The 16909-nt window shown below is 54.5% G+C and carries 11 protein-coding genes; 6 read left to right on the top strand and 5 right to left on the bottom strand.

The annotated features are described in order from the left end of the window. Window positions 1-122: 122 nt before the first annotated feature. The 5 genes from infA to trxB all read right to left on the bottom strand — a co-directional run bounded on the left by infA (window position 123) and on the right by trxB (window position 5809). Window positions 123-341 carry a translation initiation factor IF-1 gene (gene infA / locus EDF78_RS21125; protein ID WP_002211347.1) on the bottom strand — a complete coding sequence of 73 codons (219 nt, stop codon included), beginning with the start codon at window positions 339-341 and terminating at the stop codon, window positions 123-125. 93 nt (window positions 342-434) lie between these two features. Then, window positions 435-1169, bottom strand: coding sequence for a leucyl/phenylalanyl-tRNA--protein transferase (aat, locus tag EDF78_RS21120; RefSeq protein ID WP_133823845.1), 735 nt, complete (start codon window positions 1167-1169; stop codon window positions 435-437). Window positions 1170-1220: 51 nt separating this feature from the next. After that, entirely contained in the window at window positions 1221-2942 is a 1722-nt protein-coding gene (gene cydC / locus EDF78_RS21115; protein WP_133823844.1) for a cysteine/glutathione ABC transporter ATP-binding protein/permease CydC, read from the bottom strand. Window positions 2943-2944: 2 nt separating this feature from the next. After that, a complete protein-coding gene (gene cydD / locus EDF78_RS21110) occupies window positions 2945-4711 on the bottom strand; it encodes a cysteine/glutathione ABC transporter permease/ATP-binding protein CydD (protein WP_133823843.1) in 1767 nt (588 codons plus the stop codon). Between the two features lie 129 nt (window positions 4712-4840). Next, the gene (trxB, locus tag EDF78_RS21105; protein WP_119822214.1) at window positions 4841-5809 is read right to left on the bottom strand and encodes a thioredoxin-disulfide reductase; all 969 of its coding nucleotides are present in this window, start codon (window positions 5807-5809) and stop codon (window positions 4841-4843) included. A 733-nt stretch (window positions 5810-6542) separates the two neighbouring features. Here trxB and lrp point away from each other — a divergent pair. The 6 genes from lrp to ynfE all read left to right on the top strand — a co-directional run bounded on the left by lrp (window position 6543) and on the right by ynfE (window position 16858). Further along, the gene (gene lrp / locus EDF78_RS21100; RefSeq protein WP_013574775.1) at window positions 6543-7037 is read left to right on the top strand and encodes a leucine-responsive transcriptional regulator Lrp; all 495 of its coding nucleotides are present in this window, start codon (window positions 6543-6545) and stop codon (window positions 7035-7037) included. Between the two features lie 122 nt (window positions 7038-7159). Next, on the top strand, window positions 7160-10642 hold the full coding sequence (locus EDF78_RS21095) for a DNA translocase FtsK 4TM domain-containing protein (RefSeq protein ID WP_133823842.1): 3483 nt from the start codon (window positions 7160-7162) through the stop codon (window positions 10640-10642). Between the two features lie 196 nt (window positions 10643-10838). Further along, window positions 10839-11450 (top strand): outer membrane lipoprotein chaperone LolA, encoded by a 612-nt coding sequence (gene lolA, locus EDF78_RS21090; RefSeq protein ID WP_095922661.1) that lies wholly within the window; start codon window positions 10839-10841, stop codon window positions 11448-11450. A 7-nt stretch (window positions 11451-11457) separates the two neighbouring features. Further along, a complete protein-coding gene (locus EDF78_RS21085) occupies window positions 11458-12801 on the top strand; it encodes a replication-associated recombination protein A (protein WP_119822935.1) in 1344 nt (447 codons plus the stop codon). Window positions 12802-12908: 107 nt separating this feature from the next. Next, the gene (serS, locus tag EDF78_RS21080) at window positions 12909-14201 is read left to right on the top strand and encodes a serine--tRNA ligase (protein ID WP_131693728.1); all 1293 of its coding nucleotides are present in this window, start codon (window positions 12909-12911) and stop codon (window positions 14199-14201) included. A 200-nt stretch (window positions 14202-14401) separates the two neighbouring features. Then, window positions 14402-16858 (top strand): selenate/tellurate reductase subunit YnfE, encoded by a 2457-nt coding sequence (ynfE, locus tag EDF78_RS21075; RefSeq protein WP_133823841.1) that lies wholly within the window; start codon window positions 14402-14404, stop codon window positions 16856-16858. Window positions 16859-16909: the final 51 nt, after the last annotated feature.

Here is a 16909-nt window from a genome sequence, read left to right as displayed (position 1 = left end):
TGGAACAAATAATGGAACAAACGCCGGATTGCGGATACCACAAAACGCCCTTGCAACAGCAGGAAGGGCGAAGAGGGTATCCTCAGGTATCGCCGGAAAATCAGCGATGAGTGAGCCGCTTATTAACGGCTACGGAAGACAATGCGGCCTTTGCTCAGGTCGTACGGGGTCAGCTCTACAGTGACTTTGTCACCCGTCAGGATGCGGATGTAGTTCTTACGCATTTTACCGGAGATGTGAGCGGTAACTACGTGTCCGTTTTCTAACTCTACGCGGAACATAGTGTTTGGCAGCGTATCAAGTACGGTGCCTTGCATTTCAATGTTGTCTTCTTTGGCCATCGAATCCTCTAGGTCTAACTACCATAGTTTTTAACCGGCAAGATAATGCCGAAAAACCCACATTATGTAAAGAAGTATGGTCCATGACCGCACCTATTCCCTATCCTTCGGGAACACCGGCAGGTCTTCATCATGTGGGGATAAGTCTTGTGGCAACCAGCAATCCGGTGCTAACGCGCGTTGCGAAAGTTCGGATAACTGCTGCAAAAATTGGCGGCGGGGGATCTCTCTCGCACCCAGCGACGCAGTGTGAGGGTTGAGCACCTGACAGTCAATCAGTTCTCCACCATTGCGGGAAAAATGTTGGCAAAAAAGCATAAGCGCGCACTTTGACGCATTCTCCCGGCGGCTGAACATCGACTCGCCGCAAAATAACTGACCGACAGACACACCGTATAATCCGCCGACCAGTTCATTCCCTTCCCACACTTCGACCGAGTGCGCCCGTCCGGCCTCATGCAATTCCTGATAACCCCGCTGAACCAGCGGGCCGATCCAGGTGCCATCTTCACGTTGCATAGCGCAGGCGCGGATCACCTGCTCAAATTGCTGATTGAGGGTGAAACGAAACGGCATCTTACGCATGAAACGTTTCAGACTGCGGCTGGCGTGTCGCTCCCTGGGAACCAAAATGGCACGCGGGTCAGGTGACCACCAGAGGATCATTTCGCCCGGTTCGAACCAGGGAAAAACACCGTGCTGATACGCGGAAAGCAGGCGGGGAGCCGTGAGATCGCCACCAATAGCCAGCAGGCCATTCGGCTCCTGCAATGCAGTGTCAGGATCCGGAAAATTGACTGAATTGGCCTCAAGCTTCACTAACCGCATAGATCTCCTTATCCGGCGGCACATGTCCGCCGTTAACTCAGAACAACAACATCAGGCGCGGGCGAGAAACCTTGCATAACGGCTCTGTGTCGCGGCTAACGTCTGGTGATCGCCTTGTTCCACAATCTGCCCCTCTTCCATGATGCATATCCTGTCGAGGGCTTCCAGACCGTGCAAACGGTGCGTCACTAAGAGTAGCGTCTTATTCTGACAATGCTTGTGCAGGAGTGCCAAAATATGTTGTTCCGTTTCGGCATCCAGCCCTTCTGTTGGCTCATCCAGCAACCACAGCGGCGCATCATGCAATAACGCACGCGCCAGCCCGATACGGCGTTGCTCGCCGCCGGAAAGCTGACGTCCACCTTCACCGAGCCAGGCATTCAGACCTTCGTTTTCTAACAGCACATGCAAATCAACGTCCCGTAATGCCTGCGCCAGCTGTTCATCGCTGCTGTGCGGCGAGGCCATGCGCAGGTTTTCCCGCAACGTGGTGTTAAACACATGCGCGCGCTGGCTGACGACGGTGATCATCTTACGCAGCGTGGCTTCATCGTAATCCGCCACCGGATGGCCATTGATTTCCAGCGCACCGTTGCTGATATCCCAGCCCCGGGTCAGCAGTTGCAGCAGGGTGGATTTGCCACAACCGGTCTGACCGAGCAGGGCGATGTGTTCACCGGCACGGACCTCCAGATTAATGTCTTTCAGTACGGGCAGAGGCTGCCCCGGATAGGTGAAATTCACCTTTTTCAGCGACAGGCTGATCTGCTCACCGGCCACCGGTCCCTGAGACGGGAACGTCACATCGGCGGGCTGGTCAATGATCTGACTGACACGCTGAGCAGAAGCGATAACCTGCCCGAGATGCTGGAAAGCGGCGGCTACCGGCCCCAGTGCTTCAAAGGCAGCCAGTGGGGTGAAGACGAATAAAGCGATAAGCGCACCCGGTTGCGGGAACTGGCTGATCCCCCCGGCGGCCAGCCACAGCATCAGCGTAACGGTCAGACCCGCCGCGGCAATCACCATCGCCTGCGACAAACCGGTCAATTTGGCCTGCTGCTGCTGACGCAGCATCCAGCGCCGTTCGATATCGTCGAGTTGCTGGCGAAAGCGTGGCTGAGCGCCGAACACCACCAGCTCAGACTGGCCTTGCAGCCAGGATGTCAGTTGCATCCGGTAATCGCTGCGCAGCGTCGTCAGTTCACGGCCTGCCGGTTTTCCGGCGCGGTAGAAAATCACCGGCAGAAGCAGCATCAGTACCAGCATGATGGCGCCCAGTGTCAGGGCGAGGGTGACATCCAGGAAACTCAGGCCAAACGTCACCAGAAGGATCACCACCAGCGCACTGACCAGCGGAGAAATAACCCGCAGATACAAGTGATCCAGCGTATCGACGTCGGCAACCAGACGGTTTAGCAGATCCGCCTGACGGAAACGTGCAATGCCCCCCGGCGACAGCGGCATGATTTTGGTGAACGTGAAGACCCGCAAATGTGCCAGCACGCGGAATGTTGCATCGTGGCTGACCAGACGCTCGGCGTAACGGCCTGCGGTTCGGAAAATCGCCGCGCCGCGCACACCGGCTGCGGGCAGCATGTAGTTGAAACTGTATAAACCGGCGATACCGGCCACGGCAGAGGCCGCCAGGAACCAGCCGGAAAGTGTCAGCAGGCCGATGCTCGCCATCAAGGTGACGATGGCCAGAATGACGCCCAGTGAGAGACGGAACCAGTGGCGGCGGTACAGGGCGAGATAAGGCAAAAGCGTTTTCATGATTACAGCTCCTTATTCCGCTGGGAAAGCAGGCTGGTGAATAATCCGTTCTGAGCCACCAGTTGCGCAAATGTGCCACGCTCAGCGATCAGGCCCTTATCCATCACCCAGATTTCGTCGTAGTCCCGCGTATCTTCCAGCTGATGCGTCACCAGCAACGAAGTCTGTGCTTTTGACGCTTCATTCAGCGCGCTCATCACGCGTTTTTCGCTGTGAGCATCAAGGCTGGCGGTAGGCTCATCGAGCAGTAACAGACTGCACGGCGAGAGCAGGGCACGGGCAACGGCGACGCGTTGCGCCTGACCGATGGATAACCGTGCGGCGCTGTCGCCGACTTCCGTTTCCAGCCCCTGTGGTAACAGCGGCAGAAATTCATTCACATAGGCGCGGTCGATGGCGGACTGAAGTTGTTCCTCACTGACATCCGGCTGATTCAGCAGAATATTGGCGCGCAGGGTTTGTTCGGGCAGATGCGGGTTCTGACCGACCCAGCTCAGTTGCTTTCGCCATTCGTTATTGCGCAATGATTTCAGATCTGTGCCGCTGGCGGTGAGAGAACCCTGATAAGGCAGGAAGCCGAGCAGGGCGTTGAGCAGAGAGCTTTTTCCCGCACCGCTCAGGCCGACAATCGCGATACGTTGTCCGGTCTGCACATCAAACGTTAACGGACCGGCCAGTGTTTTGCCCTGCGGCGACTGAATAATCAGGTCGCGGGCTTGCAGTTCCACCGCCTTTCCGGCAGGCCAGTGCTGTTCACCTTCGCCCATATCGGCAGTTTCGGCACTCAGGAACGTGATCAGGCTTTCTGCGGCGCCGACCGCCTGCGCTTTAGCGTGATAAAACGCGCCCAGATCGCGCAGAGGCTGGAAAAACTCAGGAGCCAGTATCAGCACCAGAAAACCGGCAAACAACGTCACAGGGGTACCGTAGCTGCCAAAATTCAGTTCGCCGAGATAAGAGAAACCGAAATACACCGCGACTACCGCAATGGAGATAGATGCGAAGAACTCCAGCACGGCGGAAGATAAAAACGCCAGACGCAGGACATCCATCGTGCGGGCGCGGAAATGTTCAGTGGAACGTGTAATCTGGTCGATTTCCGCAGTACCGCGATGGAAAAGACGAAGCGTATCGAGACCGCGCAGGCTGTCGAGGAAATTGCCGCTGAGACGCGCCAGCGCCACAAAGTTACGACGGTTGGCATCCGCGGCACCCATCCCGACCAGCGCCATAAACAGCGGGATCAGCGGAGCGGTCACCAGCAAAATCAGACCGGCAGCCCAGTTGATCGGGAAGACGCTGACCAGGATCAGCAGCGGAATAATGCCCGCCAGCGCAATCTGCGGCAGATAGCGGGAATAGTAATCCTGCATATCTTCGATTTGTTCAAGAATGATGCTGGCCCAGCTGCCCGCCGGTTTGCCCCGGATCCATGCAGGCCCCAGTTTTTCCAGACGATCCAGCACCAGTTTGCGCATTTCCTGGCGGATAATGCGTCCGCAAATAAAGCCCACCTGTTCCCGCAGCCAGGTCACGACGGCACGCAGCACAAAGGTCAGCGCCATTAACAGGAAGCTTTGCAGCAGGGCATCACGGGAGGTGTGTTCGATGATCAGGCTGTGCAGTAATCCGGCCATCAGCCAGGCCTGAGCCAGAATCAGCAGGCCGGAAAGTAAACCCAGCATCATAGACAGACGGATCCAGCCTTTGGCGCGGGAACTTTGTTGTTTTAACCAGCGGATAAGTTCTTGTTGTCGTGTTTTGTTCATCAGGCTTCAGTCTGTGCAGCAATCCGGATGGGAGGGCGCTTATGTTACATGCTCAGACCGCAAACTGAAAATATGAAAAAGGCGGCAATTACGCCGCCTCTTTTTAAGGGCAAACAGAAGGGGAGATACTTACAAATCCGGTGCTTGCGATAAACCGTCCAGATAGCGTTCGGCATCCAGCGCGGCCATACAACCGGTACCGGCTGAGGTGATCGCCTGACGGTAAATATGGTCCATGACATCGCCTGCGGCGAAAACACCGGGAATGCTGGTTTGTGTCGCATTACCGTGGGAACCGGACTGCACTTTGATGTAGCCGTCTTTCAGTTCCAGCTGACCTTCGAAAATGCCGGTGTTCGGGCTGTGACCGATGGCAATGAACACCCCCGCCACATCAACCTGAGATTTCTCGTCAGTGCGCACATCCATCAGGCTCGCGCCAGTCACACCCATCTGATCACCGACCACTTCGTTCAGGGTCTTGTGGGTATGCAGAACGATATTGCCGCTGGCGACTTTGTCATTCAGACGGTCAACCAAAATCTTTTCTGCGCGGAAGCTGTCACGGCGGTGGATCAGGTGCACTTCAGAGGCGATATTGGCCAGATAAAGGGCTTCTTCAACAGCGGTATTGCCGCCGCCGACAACCGCGACTTTCTGGTTACGGTAGAAGAATCCGTCGCAGGTTGCACAGGCAGAAACACCACGGCCTTTGAAGGCTTCTTCAGAAGGCAGGCCGATATAACGAGCTGACGCGCCGGTGGCGATAATCAGTGCGTCGCAGGTGTATTCCCCGCTGTCACCGGTCAGGCGGAACGGACGGTTCTGCAAATCGACTTTGTTGATATGGTCGAAAATGATCTCAGTATTAAATTTGGTGGCATGCTCGTGCATACGGTCCATTAAGCCCGGACCGGTCAAACCTTCCGGATCGCCCGGCCAGTTTTCCACTTCGGTGGTGGTGGTCAGCTGACCGCCTTTTTCCACACCCGTGATCAATACCGGATTTAAGTTTGCGCGCGCTGCGTAAACCGCTGCGGTATAACCCGCCGGACCGGAACCCAAAATCAATAACTTACTGTGTTTAACCGTACTCATGCGTAATTCATCTCCGCGGTGGCGACAAGCGATAGACCGATTGTAGGGAAAACGGCGCAGTAAAAAAAGCAAACTCAGATGTTGTTAACGATTTGTCTGATAGTTTTTACTGCGCAACCGGCGTAAAAAGGGGCCTGTCCAATTCGATGAAGCAGGTAACTGTTTGATGGGTAGGGTGAAAAAGCAGCGTATCGGAAGCGGTGCGCGGTAAAAGTTCTTCATCAGATCGCGTTAATTAAGTCCTATATCTCGGTGGTTAGCAGGGATTTGGCTGAAATAACGGGTGAGATGCGTTGTTATTGTTCAAAGAGAAAACATAGCTAAAAAGGGGGCGTCCGCTTTTCAATCTGGCACGTTCTTCTGATTTTGCTTCTTTTACTTTGACAATCCGCTGTGCATTTGCGAAAACATCAGGGGAAGAAGAAATTAACTGCCTGTCTGTGACTTGAATTTATGCAAATGGCTGCTACCCGACCCGTTCTGGTGTTGCTTTTTGCTGTTTTTGTTGCTGCAGGGTTTAGTGAATCAGGTTGGTAGTTGACAACCTATTAATTTCGCAGGTTTATTTCTTTTGAGTATCCGCTTTACGGCCGTGTTCCTTTTGACAGGGGATCAACGCGGCTTTTGGATGCGTAAACCTAAATAATCGGGTCTTCGCTTGGGACAACCCTTAGACATTGAAGTTGGCTGGGGTATGGCAGGTGCAGGGAAGGACAGCAGAGAGACAATAATAATGGTAGACAACAAAAAACGTCCGGGAAAAGATCTCGACCGTATTGACCGTAACATCCTCAACGAATTGCAAAAGGATGGCCGGATTTCAAACGTCGAGCTTTCCAAACGTGTGGGATTATCTCCGACTCCATGTCTGGAGCGCGTTCGTCGTCTCGAACGTCAGGGCTTCATCAATGGTTATACCGCATTGCTCAACCCGCATTATCTGGATGCATCGTTGCTGGTATTTGTTGAGATTACCCTCAACCGCGGTGCCCCGGATGTATTTGAGCAGTTCAATGCGGCAGTGCAAAAACTCGAAGATATTCAGGAGTGTCATTTGGTTTCAGGGGATTTCGACTACCTGTTGAAAACCCGCGTACCTGATATGTCTGCTTACCGTAAGTTGTTAGGTGAGACTTTACTTCGTCTTCCGGGCGTTAACGACACCCGTACCTACGTGGTGATGGAAGAAGTGAAACAGACAAATCGCCTGGTCATTAAGACCCGGTAATTGTCAGGTGCAAAACCTTGTCATTTTAGCTACACTCCTGTGTATCTATACAGCTATGGCGCCGGGGTCAACTCTCGGCGCTGTTGCTTTTTCTCAGTTCACAGGAACCTGGAGAGCCTTTCTTGAGCCAGGAATATACAGAAGATAAAGAAGTTACCCTGAAAAAACTGAGCAATGGCCGCCGTCTTCTGGAGGCTTTGCTGGTTGTGGTAGCGATTTTTGCTGCTTATTTGATGGCAGCACTGGTGAGTTTTAACCCATCGGATCCAAGCTGGTCTCAGACCGCCTGGCATGGGCCAATTCATAACTGGGGCGGTGGTGTGGGTGCCTGGATGGCCGACACGCTGTTCTTCATTTTTGGCGTATTTGGTTACGCGATCCCACCTATTATCCTGTGTCTTTGCTGGGCGGCTTTCCGTCAGCGAGATCAACAGGATTTCGTCGATTATTTTGCCCTTTCGCTGCGCCTCATCGGGACGCTGGCGCTGATTGTCACGTCTTGTGGGCTTGCGGCCGTCAACGTGGACGACCTGTATTACTTCGCGTCGGGCGGTGTGATCGGCAGTCTGTTGAGCACGGCGATGACGCCGTACTTCAACAATGTCGGCGCTACGCTGGTGCTGCTGTGCGTCTGGGCCGCCGGTCTGACCTTATTTACCGGCTGGTCATGGCTGACCATCGCCGAGAAAATTGGCGGTGCGGTGCTGGGCGTGACCAACATTGTGACTAACCGCTCCCGTCGTGATGATGATTATGATTACGACGAACAGGACGATCCGTTACTGGAAGACGATGAGCAGCAACCGGTGGCGAAAGTGGCACCGGTGGCAGCAGCGGCAACCGCCACGGCAGCAGTTTCTTCCGCGCAAGCCGACGATGATGATGTGCTGTTTTCTGCTCCTTCCGTCAATGAACCTGCGGTTCAGGCTGCTGATGTTGCAGCCACAGCCCCTGTGGCTCAGCCTGCTCCGGCGGTCGGCGAACCTGCACCGGCGGCCAATCCTTATGCCGCTGAGCCGCCGGTCGCGAATATTGCTCCGCCGCCAGCCCCTGCTCCGGCAACGCCACCGTTGTACAGTTTTGAAATTCCGGAAGAAACGCCGGTGCCACGTCATCCGCAACCCGTTCAGCAATCGCCGTCTCCGGCACCTGCTGAACGTCGTGATGAAGACGGTCCGAGCCTCGGCAACTGGCAAACGGCGGTGGAACATTCGCGTTCACCGTTTGATTTCAGTGCTGCCGTTCCTGATGCTGCGCAGGCTGCCAGCGTGGCTGCAACCGCCGCACTGGCCACCGGGCTGGCGCAGGCAGGGCAGTCGGCCGCGACTTCTGCGGGCGCTACGTTTATGCCTGCGTTCAGCGCCGTGAGCGATGAAAATCCTCAGGTGAAAAAAGGCTTCGGCCCTGAATTGCCGCGTCCAAACCCGGTGCGTATTCCTACCCGTCGTGAGCTGGCTTCCTATGGCATCAAGTTGCCATCTCAGCGTATGGCAGAACAGCAGGAACAGGCGCAGTCGGCCGCACAGCAAGATGCGGAAGAAAATGTCTGGCATAACGATCCGCTGGCGCAAGCCGATGAAGAAGCGAGACAGGAAGCCGCATTGCAGCAGGCGTTTGCCGCTCAGCAGCAGGAACGTTATGGCGATGCTGTGACGGAAGATGAGCCGGATGCAGAAGCGGCCTTGCAGGAAGCCGAATTGCGCAATGCGTTTGCCGCGCGTGAGCAAGCCCGCTATCAGCAGGATGTCGAGCCGCAAAGCGGTGTGGTGCAACATCATCATTCGCAAAACCAGCAGACAGAATTGCCTGCTGCGGCGGCTGATAATTTTGCCGCCGCCGCGATGAAACTCAGCCAGCATGATGCATTCAGCTTCTCGCCGATGGCGGATCTGGTGGATGACACGCCTTCTGAGCCGTTGTTTACCTTGCCGGCACAAGCGGAAGAAGAACCGCAACCTGCGACCTTTGCTCAGCAGCCTTATCAGCGTGCGGTTTCTGAACCCGTGCAACACGCACAGGAATATGAAGCGCCACGTCAGTCTTCGCCATCGGCTCAGCCGGATATGGACAGCCTGATCCACCCGTTCCTGATGCGTAATGAGCAGCCGCTGGTGAAACCGACCACGCCGTTGCCGTCACTGGATTTGCTGACTTCGCCGCCGGCGGAAGCGGAACCTGTAGACGAGTTCGCGCTGGAACAGATGGGCAATCTGATCGAAGCGCGTCTGAACGATTACCGCATTAAAGCGGATGTCGTCGGGAAATTGCCGGGGCCGGTCATCACGCGTTTCGAACTGGATCTGGCACCGGGCGTCAAAGCGGCGCGCATTTCTAACCTTTCCCGTGACCTTGCGCGTTCGCTGTCTGCCGTGGCGGTACGTGTTGTCGAAGTGATCCCGGGCAAACCGTACGTCGGGCTGGAATTGCCGAACAAGAAGCGCCAGACCGTGTATCTGCGGGAAGTGCTGGACTGCGCGAAATTTAAAGAAAGTACGTCGCCGCTGACCATTGTGTTGGGGAAAGATATTTCGGGTGAACCTGTTATCGCCGATCTGGCGAAAATGCCTCACCTGCTGGTGGCCGGTACCACCGGCTCCGGTAAGTCCGTCGGCGTTAACGCCATGATCCTGAGTATGCTGTACAAGTCCAAACCGGAAGATGTGCGCTTCATCATGATCGACCCGAAAATGCTTGAATTGTCGGTGTATGAAGGCATCCCGCATCTCCTGACCGAAGTGGTTACCGATATGAAAGACGCCGCCAATGCGCTGCGCTGGTGTGTCGGTGAAATGGAACGTCGCTACAAGCTGATGTCGGCATTGGGCGTACGTAACCTTGCCGGTTACAACGAACGGGTTCTGGAAGCGGAAGCGATGGGGCGCCCTATCCCTGATCCATTCTGGAAACCGGGCGATGGTATGGCGGCTGAACCACCGTATCTGCAGAAAGAACCGTTTATCGTGGTGATGGTCGATGAGTTTGCCGACCTGATGATGACCGTCGGTAAAAAAGTGGAAGAGCTGATTGCGCGTCTGGCCCAGAAAGCCCGTGCAGCCGGTATTCACCTGGTTCTGGCGACGCAGCGTCCTTCGGTCGATGTGATTACCGGCCTGATTAAAGCCAACATCCCGACCCGTATTGCCTTTACCGTGTCGAGTAAAATTGACTCCCGTACCATTCTGGATCAGGGGGGCGCAGAATCGCTGCTGGGGATGGGGGATATGCTGTATATGGCACCTAACTCCTCGATTCCGGTGCGTGTTCACGGTGCCTTCGTCCGCGATCAGGAAGTGCATGCGGTCGTTCAGGACTGGAAAGCGCGAGGCCGTCCAAAATACATCGAAAGCATTGTTTCCGGTGGTGAAGATGGCGAGGGCGGTGGTTTAGGTCTGGATGGTGATGAAGAGCTTGATCCGCTGTTTGATCAGGCGGTGGCGTTCGTGGTTGATAAACGTCGTGCGTCCATTTCAGGCGTTCAGCGTCAGTTCCGTATCGGATACAACCGGGCGGCACGCATCGTTGAACAAATGGAAGCGCAGGGTATTGTCAGTACGCCGGGCCATAACGGTAACCGTGAAGTGCTGGCTCCGCCGTCGCACGAATAAAACCATACTGAACGGACTGTATTTTGTTAAGAAGGGTCGCGAATGCGGCCCTTGTGCAAAGATGCGTAAAACTATTGTTTTTCAGATGAATGAGCTACCGCCGGGGCGTTGTCTCGGATAGAGTTCGCACCATACGTCTTTTGCCTGTGTAAAAGGCATCGTCTGAAGTTTATGGATTTCTGAGGTAAGTATAAGAATGAAAAAATTATTGATGGTAGGGTGTTTACTGACCGCATTTACCTCCGCTTCCGTATTAGCGGATGCCAGCAGTGATCTCAAATCCCGCCTCGGCAAACTCAACACCTTCCACGCCAGTTTCACGCAAACCGTGACCAGTGATGATGGCGCTGCCGTTCAGCAGGGCGAAGGTCAGCTGTGGGTGAAACGTCCGAACTTGTTTAACTGGCATATGACGACGCCGGATGAAAGCATTTTAGTTTCCGATGGCAAAACCCTGTGGTTCTACAACCCGTTCGTTGAGCAGGTCACGGCGACCTGGCTGAAAAATGCCACCGGTAACACGCCGTTCATGCTGATCACCCGTAATGACAGCAGCGACTGGGCAAAATATAACGTGAAGCAGAAAGGTGATGATTTCGAATTAACACCTAAAGCGGCAACCGGCAATCTGAAACAATTCGCGATCAATGTGACGCCAGCAGGCACCATCAAAAGCTTCACCGCTGTTGAGCAGGATGGGCAGAAAAGTGCTTATACGCTGAAAGGCGAGCAAAATGCGTCTGTGGATGATGCCAAATTTAAATTTACGCCACCGCAAGGCGTGACGGTGGATGACCAGCGTCAGTGAGGTGAGTTTGAGTAATCTGTCACTCGATTTTTCCCAAAACGAATTCCAGCCACTGGCCGCCCGTATGCGGCCAGTCACACTGGCAGAATATATCGGACAGCAGCATCTGTTAGCGCCGGGCAAACCTTTGCCGCGTGCGATTGAAGCAGGGCAATTGCATTCGATGATTTTGTGGGGGCCGCCAGGCACCGGGAAAACCACGCTGGCAGAACTGATTGGCCGCTATGCGAACGCCGATGTTGAGCGCATCTCAGCGGTCACATCAGGGGTGAAAGATATCCGTGAAGCGATTGAACGCGCCCGTCAGAACCGCGATGCCGCGCGTCGTACAATTTTATTTGTCGACGAAGTCCATCGCTTTAATAAAAGTCAGCAGGATGCCTTCCTGCCGCATATCGAAGACGGCACCATCACGTTTATTGGTGCGACGACCGAAAACCCTTCTTTTGAACTTAACTCCGCCTTACTGTCACGCGCCCGCGTGTATTTGCTCAAATCACTGACGGCTGAAGATATCGGGAAAGTGATCGACCAGGCGCTGACCAATGCTGAGCGCGGTTACGCTAACGAGAAAATTCGTGTCCCGCCGGAAACCCGCCGGATGCTGTCTGAGCTGGTGAATGGCGATGCCCGCCGTGCGCTGAACAGCATCGAAATGATGGCGGATATGGCGGAAATCGACGCCAAAGGTTACCGGACATTAACGCCGGAACTGCTCACTGAGATAGCCGGTGAGCGCAGCGCGCGATTCGATAACAAGGGCGACCGTTTTTACGATTTAATTTCTGCATTGCATAAATCGGTGCGCGGTTCCTCACCGGATGCGGCGCTTTACTGGTACGCCAGAATCATTACCGCCGGTGGTGACCCGTTATATGTTGCCCGTCGTCTGCTGGCCATTGCGTCTGAAGATGTCGGTAACGCTGATCCGCGTGGCATGCAGGTGGCGATTGCAGCCTGGGATTGCTTCACCCGTGTCGGTCCGGCGGAAGGTGAGCGGGCCATTGCTCAGGCTATCGTCTATCTGGCTTGCGCGCCGAAAAGTAATGCCGTCTACACGGCATTTAAATCTGCCATGCGCGATGCACGTGAAATGGCCGATTACGATGTGCCTGAACATCTGCGCAACGCGCCTACAAAACTGATGAAAGAAATGGGGCTTGGGGCTGAGTATCGCTACGCGCATGACGAGCCGAATGCATACGCCGCCGGTGAAGATTATTTCCCCCCTGAAATGGCCCGTACACAGTATTATTACCCGACATCACGCGGGCTTGAAGGCAAGATCGGCGAAAAGCTGGCATGGCTTGCCGGACAAGATCAAAATAGCCCGACAAAACGCTACCGCTAACTTTATCGTTGCGGTAAGGTTACCCGTGATAACTCTTTGACACGCTGTCGTTTCAGACAGCGTGCATCATCAAATTAACATTCAATAACGACACGTACAGGATTAGCATGCTGGATCCCAATCTGCTGCGTAATGAGCTAGACGCAGTTGCAGAAAAACTCGCTCGCAGAGGTTTTAAACTCGATGTGGAAACGCTGCGTTCTCAGGAAGAACGCCGCAAAGTCTTGCAGGTAGAAACGGAAACTCTACAGGCTGAACGTAACTCCCGATCGAAATCTATCGGTCAGGCAAAAGCCCGTGGCGAAGACATCGAACCCCTGCGTCTGGAAGTGAATACGCTGGGTGAGAAGCTGGATGCAGCGAAAGCTGAGCTGGATGCATTGCAAAATGATATCCGCGATATCGCTTCTGCGATCCCAAACATGCCTGATGACTCCGTGCCTGCCGGTAAAGACGAGAACGATAACCAGGAAGTAAGCCGCTGGGGTACGCCTCGCCAGTACGATTTCGCTGTGCGTGATCACGTATCGCTGGGCGAAATGGCGGGGGGGCTTGATTTTGCGGCTGCCGTTAAACTGACCGGTGCGCGTTTTGTGGTGATGAAAGGGCAGATTGCCCGTATGCATCGCGCGCTGTCCCAGTTCATGCTGGATCTGCACACAGAACAACACGGCTACCTGGAAACTTACGTTCCGTATCTGGTCAACCAGGAAACCCTGTACGGTACCGGTCAGTTGCCTAAATTTGGCGAAGATCTGTTCCATACCAAGCCACTGGGTGAAGAAGCGGGCAGCAGCAACTATGCACTGATCCCGACGGCAGAAGTGCCGCTGACCAACCTGACCCGTGACGAAATTCTTGAAGAAGACTCTCTGCCACTGAAAATGACGGCGCATACCCCCTGCTTCCGTTCAGAAGCCGGTTCTTATGGTCGTGACACCCGTGGTCTGATCCGTATGCATCAGTTCGACAAAGTCGAGATGGTGCAAATAGTTCGTCCTGAAGACTCCATGAACGCACTGGAAGAACTGACCGGTCATGCGGAAAAAGTGCTTCAGTTGCTGAATCTGCCATACCGTAAAGTGCTGCTGTGCACCGGTGATATGGGCTTTGGCTCTTGCAAAACGTACGATCTGGAAGTGTGGCTGCCAGCGCAAGATACGTACCGCGAAATCTCTTCCTGTTCCAACATGGGTGATTTCCAGGCGCGTCGTATGCAGGCACGTTGCCGTAACAAGACAGATAAAAAACCACGTCTGGTACATACCCTGAACGGGTCTGGTCTGGCGGTGGGGCGTACTCTGGTGGCTGTGCTGGAAAACTATCAGCAAGCTGACGGTCGTATCGAAGTGCCGGAAGTATTGCGTCCTTACATGGGTGGTTTGGAATATATCGGTTAATCCCGCTGTATATTCAATGAAATAACGAAAAAGCGCCTGAGGGCGCTTTTTTTATGCATAAAACCGTGCGCTGGGTTAAGAATTCCGTATTTCTCTTCTCCAACCCTGTCTTTTTTGATAGCAGACAAAGTTTCCTACCTCCTAATTAGTAGTATCCCTGCATTCTGAGTGGGTAACTACCTCATTACCGGAGTGGGAAAATGTCGGAAACTAAACCAGAAATCACCACGGCAAAAAGTGGTATCAGCCGCCGGACGCTGATGAAAACATCCACCCTGGCAGGGCTGGCGATTGCCGCCGGTGGGGTATCGCTTCCTTTCAGCCGTAAAGCGCTGGCTGAGGCGGTGAGTGATGCGAAACCTTCAGCGCCTGAAGATAAAGTGGTCTGGGGTGCCTGCTCGGTCAACTGCGGCAGCCGCTGCGCATTACGTTTGCATGTGCGCGATGATGAAGTTTACTGGGTTGAGACGGATAACACCGGACAAGATATTTATGGCGACCATCAGGTACGCGCCTGTCTGCGCGGGCGCTCTATCCGCCGCCGCATGAATCATCCGGAACGTCTGAATTATCCGATGAAGCGTGTCGGCAAGCGGGGTGAAGGCAAGTTTAAACGCATCAGCTGGGAAGAAGCCTTCGATGAAATTGCCGGTAATCTGAAGCGTATCGTCGCCCGCTACGGCAATGAAGCGGTGTATATCAATTACACCTCCGGCGTTGTGGGCGGTAACATTACCCGTTCCTCGCCTTATGCCTCTCTGGTTGCCCGTCTGATGAACTGCTACGGCGGTTTCCTCAGCCACTACGGCACATACAGTACCGCGCAAATCGCCTGCGCGATGCCGTACACCTACGGCAGTAATGACGGCAACAGCACGTCAGATATTGAAAACAGTAAGCTGGTAGTGCTCTTCGGTAATAATCCGGCGGAAACGCGCATGAGCGGCGGCGGGATCACCTATTATCTCGAACAGGCGCGCCAGCGTTCCAATGCCCGCATGATCGTCATTGATCCGCGTTATACCGATACCGCCGCCGGCCGTGAAGATGAGTGGATCCCCATCCGCCCGGGAACCGATGCGGCGCTGGTCGCGGGTCTTGCGCATGTGCTGATCACCGAGAACATGGTCGATCAGCCTTTCCTTGATGCGTATTGCGTGGGCTACGACGAAAAAACGTTACCTGCGGATGCACCGGCAAACAGTCACTATAAAGCGTACATTCTGGGGCAGGGCGAAGATAAGACGACGAAAACTCCGCAATGGGCGTCCCGTATTACCGGTATTCCGGCCGATCGTATTGTCAAACTGGCCCGCGAAATCGGACAGGCTAAACCCGCCTACATTTCACAGGGCTGGGGACCGCAGCGTCAGGCCAATGGCGAGCTGACATCGCGCGCTATCGCCATGCTGCCAATTTTAACCGGCAATGTCGGCATAAATGGCGGCAACAGTGGCGCGCGTGAGTCCACCTATACCATCACCATTGAGCGTATGCCGGTGCTGGAAAACCCGGTGAAAACGCAGATCTCCTGTTTCAGCTGGACGGATGCCATTGCCCGTGGCCCGCAGATGACCGCCAAAGCGGACGGAGTAAGGGGCAAAGACAAGCTGGACGTACCGATTAAGTTCATCTGGAACTACGCCGGTAACACCATCACCAACCAGCATTCCGACATCAATAAAACCCACGATATTCTGCAGGACGACGCGCAGTGTGAAATGATCGTTGTGCTGGAAAACTTCATGACCTCCTCGGCAAAATACGCCGATATCCTGCTGCCTGACCTCATGACCGTCGAACAGGAAGACATTATTCCGAACGATTATGCCGGGAATATGGGCTACCTGATTTTCATCCAGCCTGCGACGTCCGCTAAGTTCGAACGCAAAGGCATCTACGAGATGATGAGTGAAGTGGCGCGTCGCCTTGGCCCGGACGTTTACAGCAAATTCACCGAGGGCCGCACCCAGCGGGAATGGTTGCAGTATCTGTATGCCAAAATGCTGGCGAAAGATCCGGCATTGCCTGCCTATGAAGCACTGCGGGAAATGGGGATTTATAAGCGTAAAGACCCGGCGGGACATTTCGTGGCCTACAAAAAATTCCGTCAGGATCCTCAGGCCAATCCGCTGAAAACACCTTCCGGTAAAATCGAAATCTACTCCTCCGCGCTGGCAAAAATTGCCGGCGAATGGGAACTGCAAAAAGACGAAACCATCAGTCCGCTGCCGGTGTATGCCTCAACCTTTGAAGGCTGGGATGACCCGAAACGCAGCCAGTTCCCGCTGCAAATGTTCGGCTTCCACTACAAAGCCCGTACCCATTCAACCTACGGCAATATCGATGTTCTGCAGGCGGCCTGCCGTCAGGAAGTGTGGATTAATCCGATGGATGCGAAAAGCCGGGGCATTGAAAACGGCGACAAAGTGAAAGTCTTCAACGATCGCGGCGAAGTGCGTGTGGCGGCTAAAGTCACGCCGCGCATCATGCCCGGCGTGGTGGCGATGGGGCAGGGCGCATGGCACCAGGCCAATATGAGTGGTGATCGTATTGACCATGGCGCCTGTATGAACACGCTGACGACCCAACGTCCTTCCCCGTTGGCGAAGGGTAATCCTCAGCATACTAATTTGATTCAAATAGAAAAAGTCTAAAGAAGCTACGGACAAAGAGCCACGCTCGATGACACGGTTGTTACATTTTGT

This window comes from Rahnella sp. BIGb0236 (assembly GCF_004364755.1).
Lineage (GTDB): Bacteria > Pseudomonadota > Gammaproteobacteria > Enterobacterales > Enterobacteriaceae > Rahnella > Rahnella victoriana.
Note: the sequence above shows the minus strand (reverse complement) of the source record. Positions and strands in the feature narration are given on the sequence as shown.

Bases quoted from the DNA above. Each gene is read 5' to 3' on its own strand.
- lrp (WP_013574775.1), top strand. From the start codon at position 6,543: ATGGTAGACAACAAAAAACGTCCGGGAAAAGATCTCGACCGTATTGAC.
- serS (WP_131693728.1), top strand. From the start codon at position 12,909: ATGCTGGATCCCAATCTGCTGCGTAATGAGCTAGACGCAGTTGCAGAA.
- cydD (WP_133823843.1), bottom strand. From the start codon at position 4,711: ATGAACAAAACACGACAACAAGAACTTATCCGCTGGTTAAAACAACAA.
- infA (WP_002211347.1), bottom strand. From the start codon at position 341: ATGGCCAAAGAAGACAACATTGAAATGCAAGGCACCGTACTTGATACG.
- cydC (WP_133823844.1), bottom strand. From the start codon at position 2,942: ATGAAAACGCTTTTGCCTTATCTCGCCCTGTACCGCCGCCACTGGTTC.
- lolA (WP_095922661.1), top strand. From the start codon at position 10,839: ATGAAAAAATTATTGATGGTAGGGTGTTTACTGACCGCATTTACCTCC.
- trxB (WP_119822214.1), bottom strand. From the start codon at position 5,809: ATGAGTACGGTTAAACACAGTAAGTTATTGATTTTGGGTTCCGGTCCG.
- aat (WP_133823845.1), bottom strand. From the start codon at position 1,169: ATGCGGTTAGTGAAGCTTGAGGCCAATTCAGTCAATTTTCCGGATCCT.
- ynfE (WP_133823841.1), top strand. From the start codon at position 14,402: ATGTCGGAAACTAAACCAGAAATCACCACGGCAAAAAGTGGTATCAGC.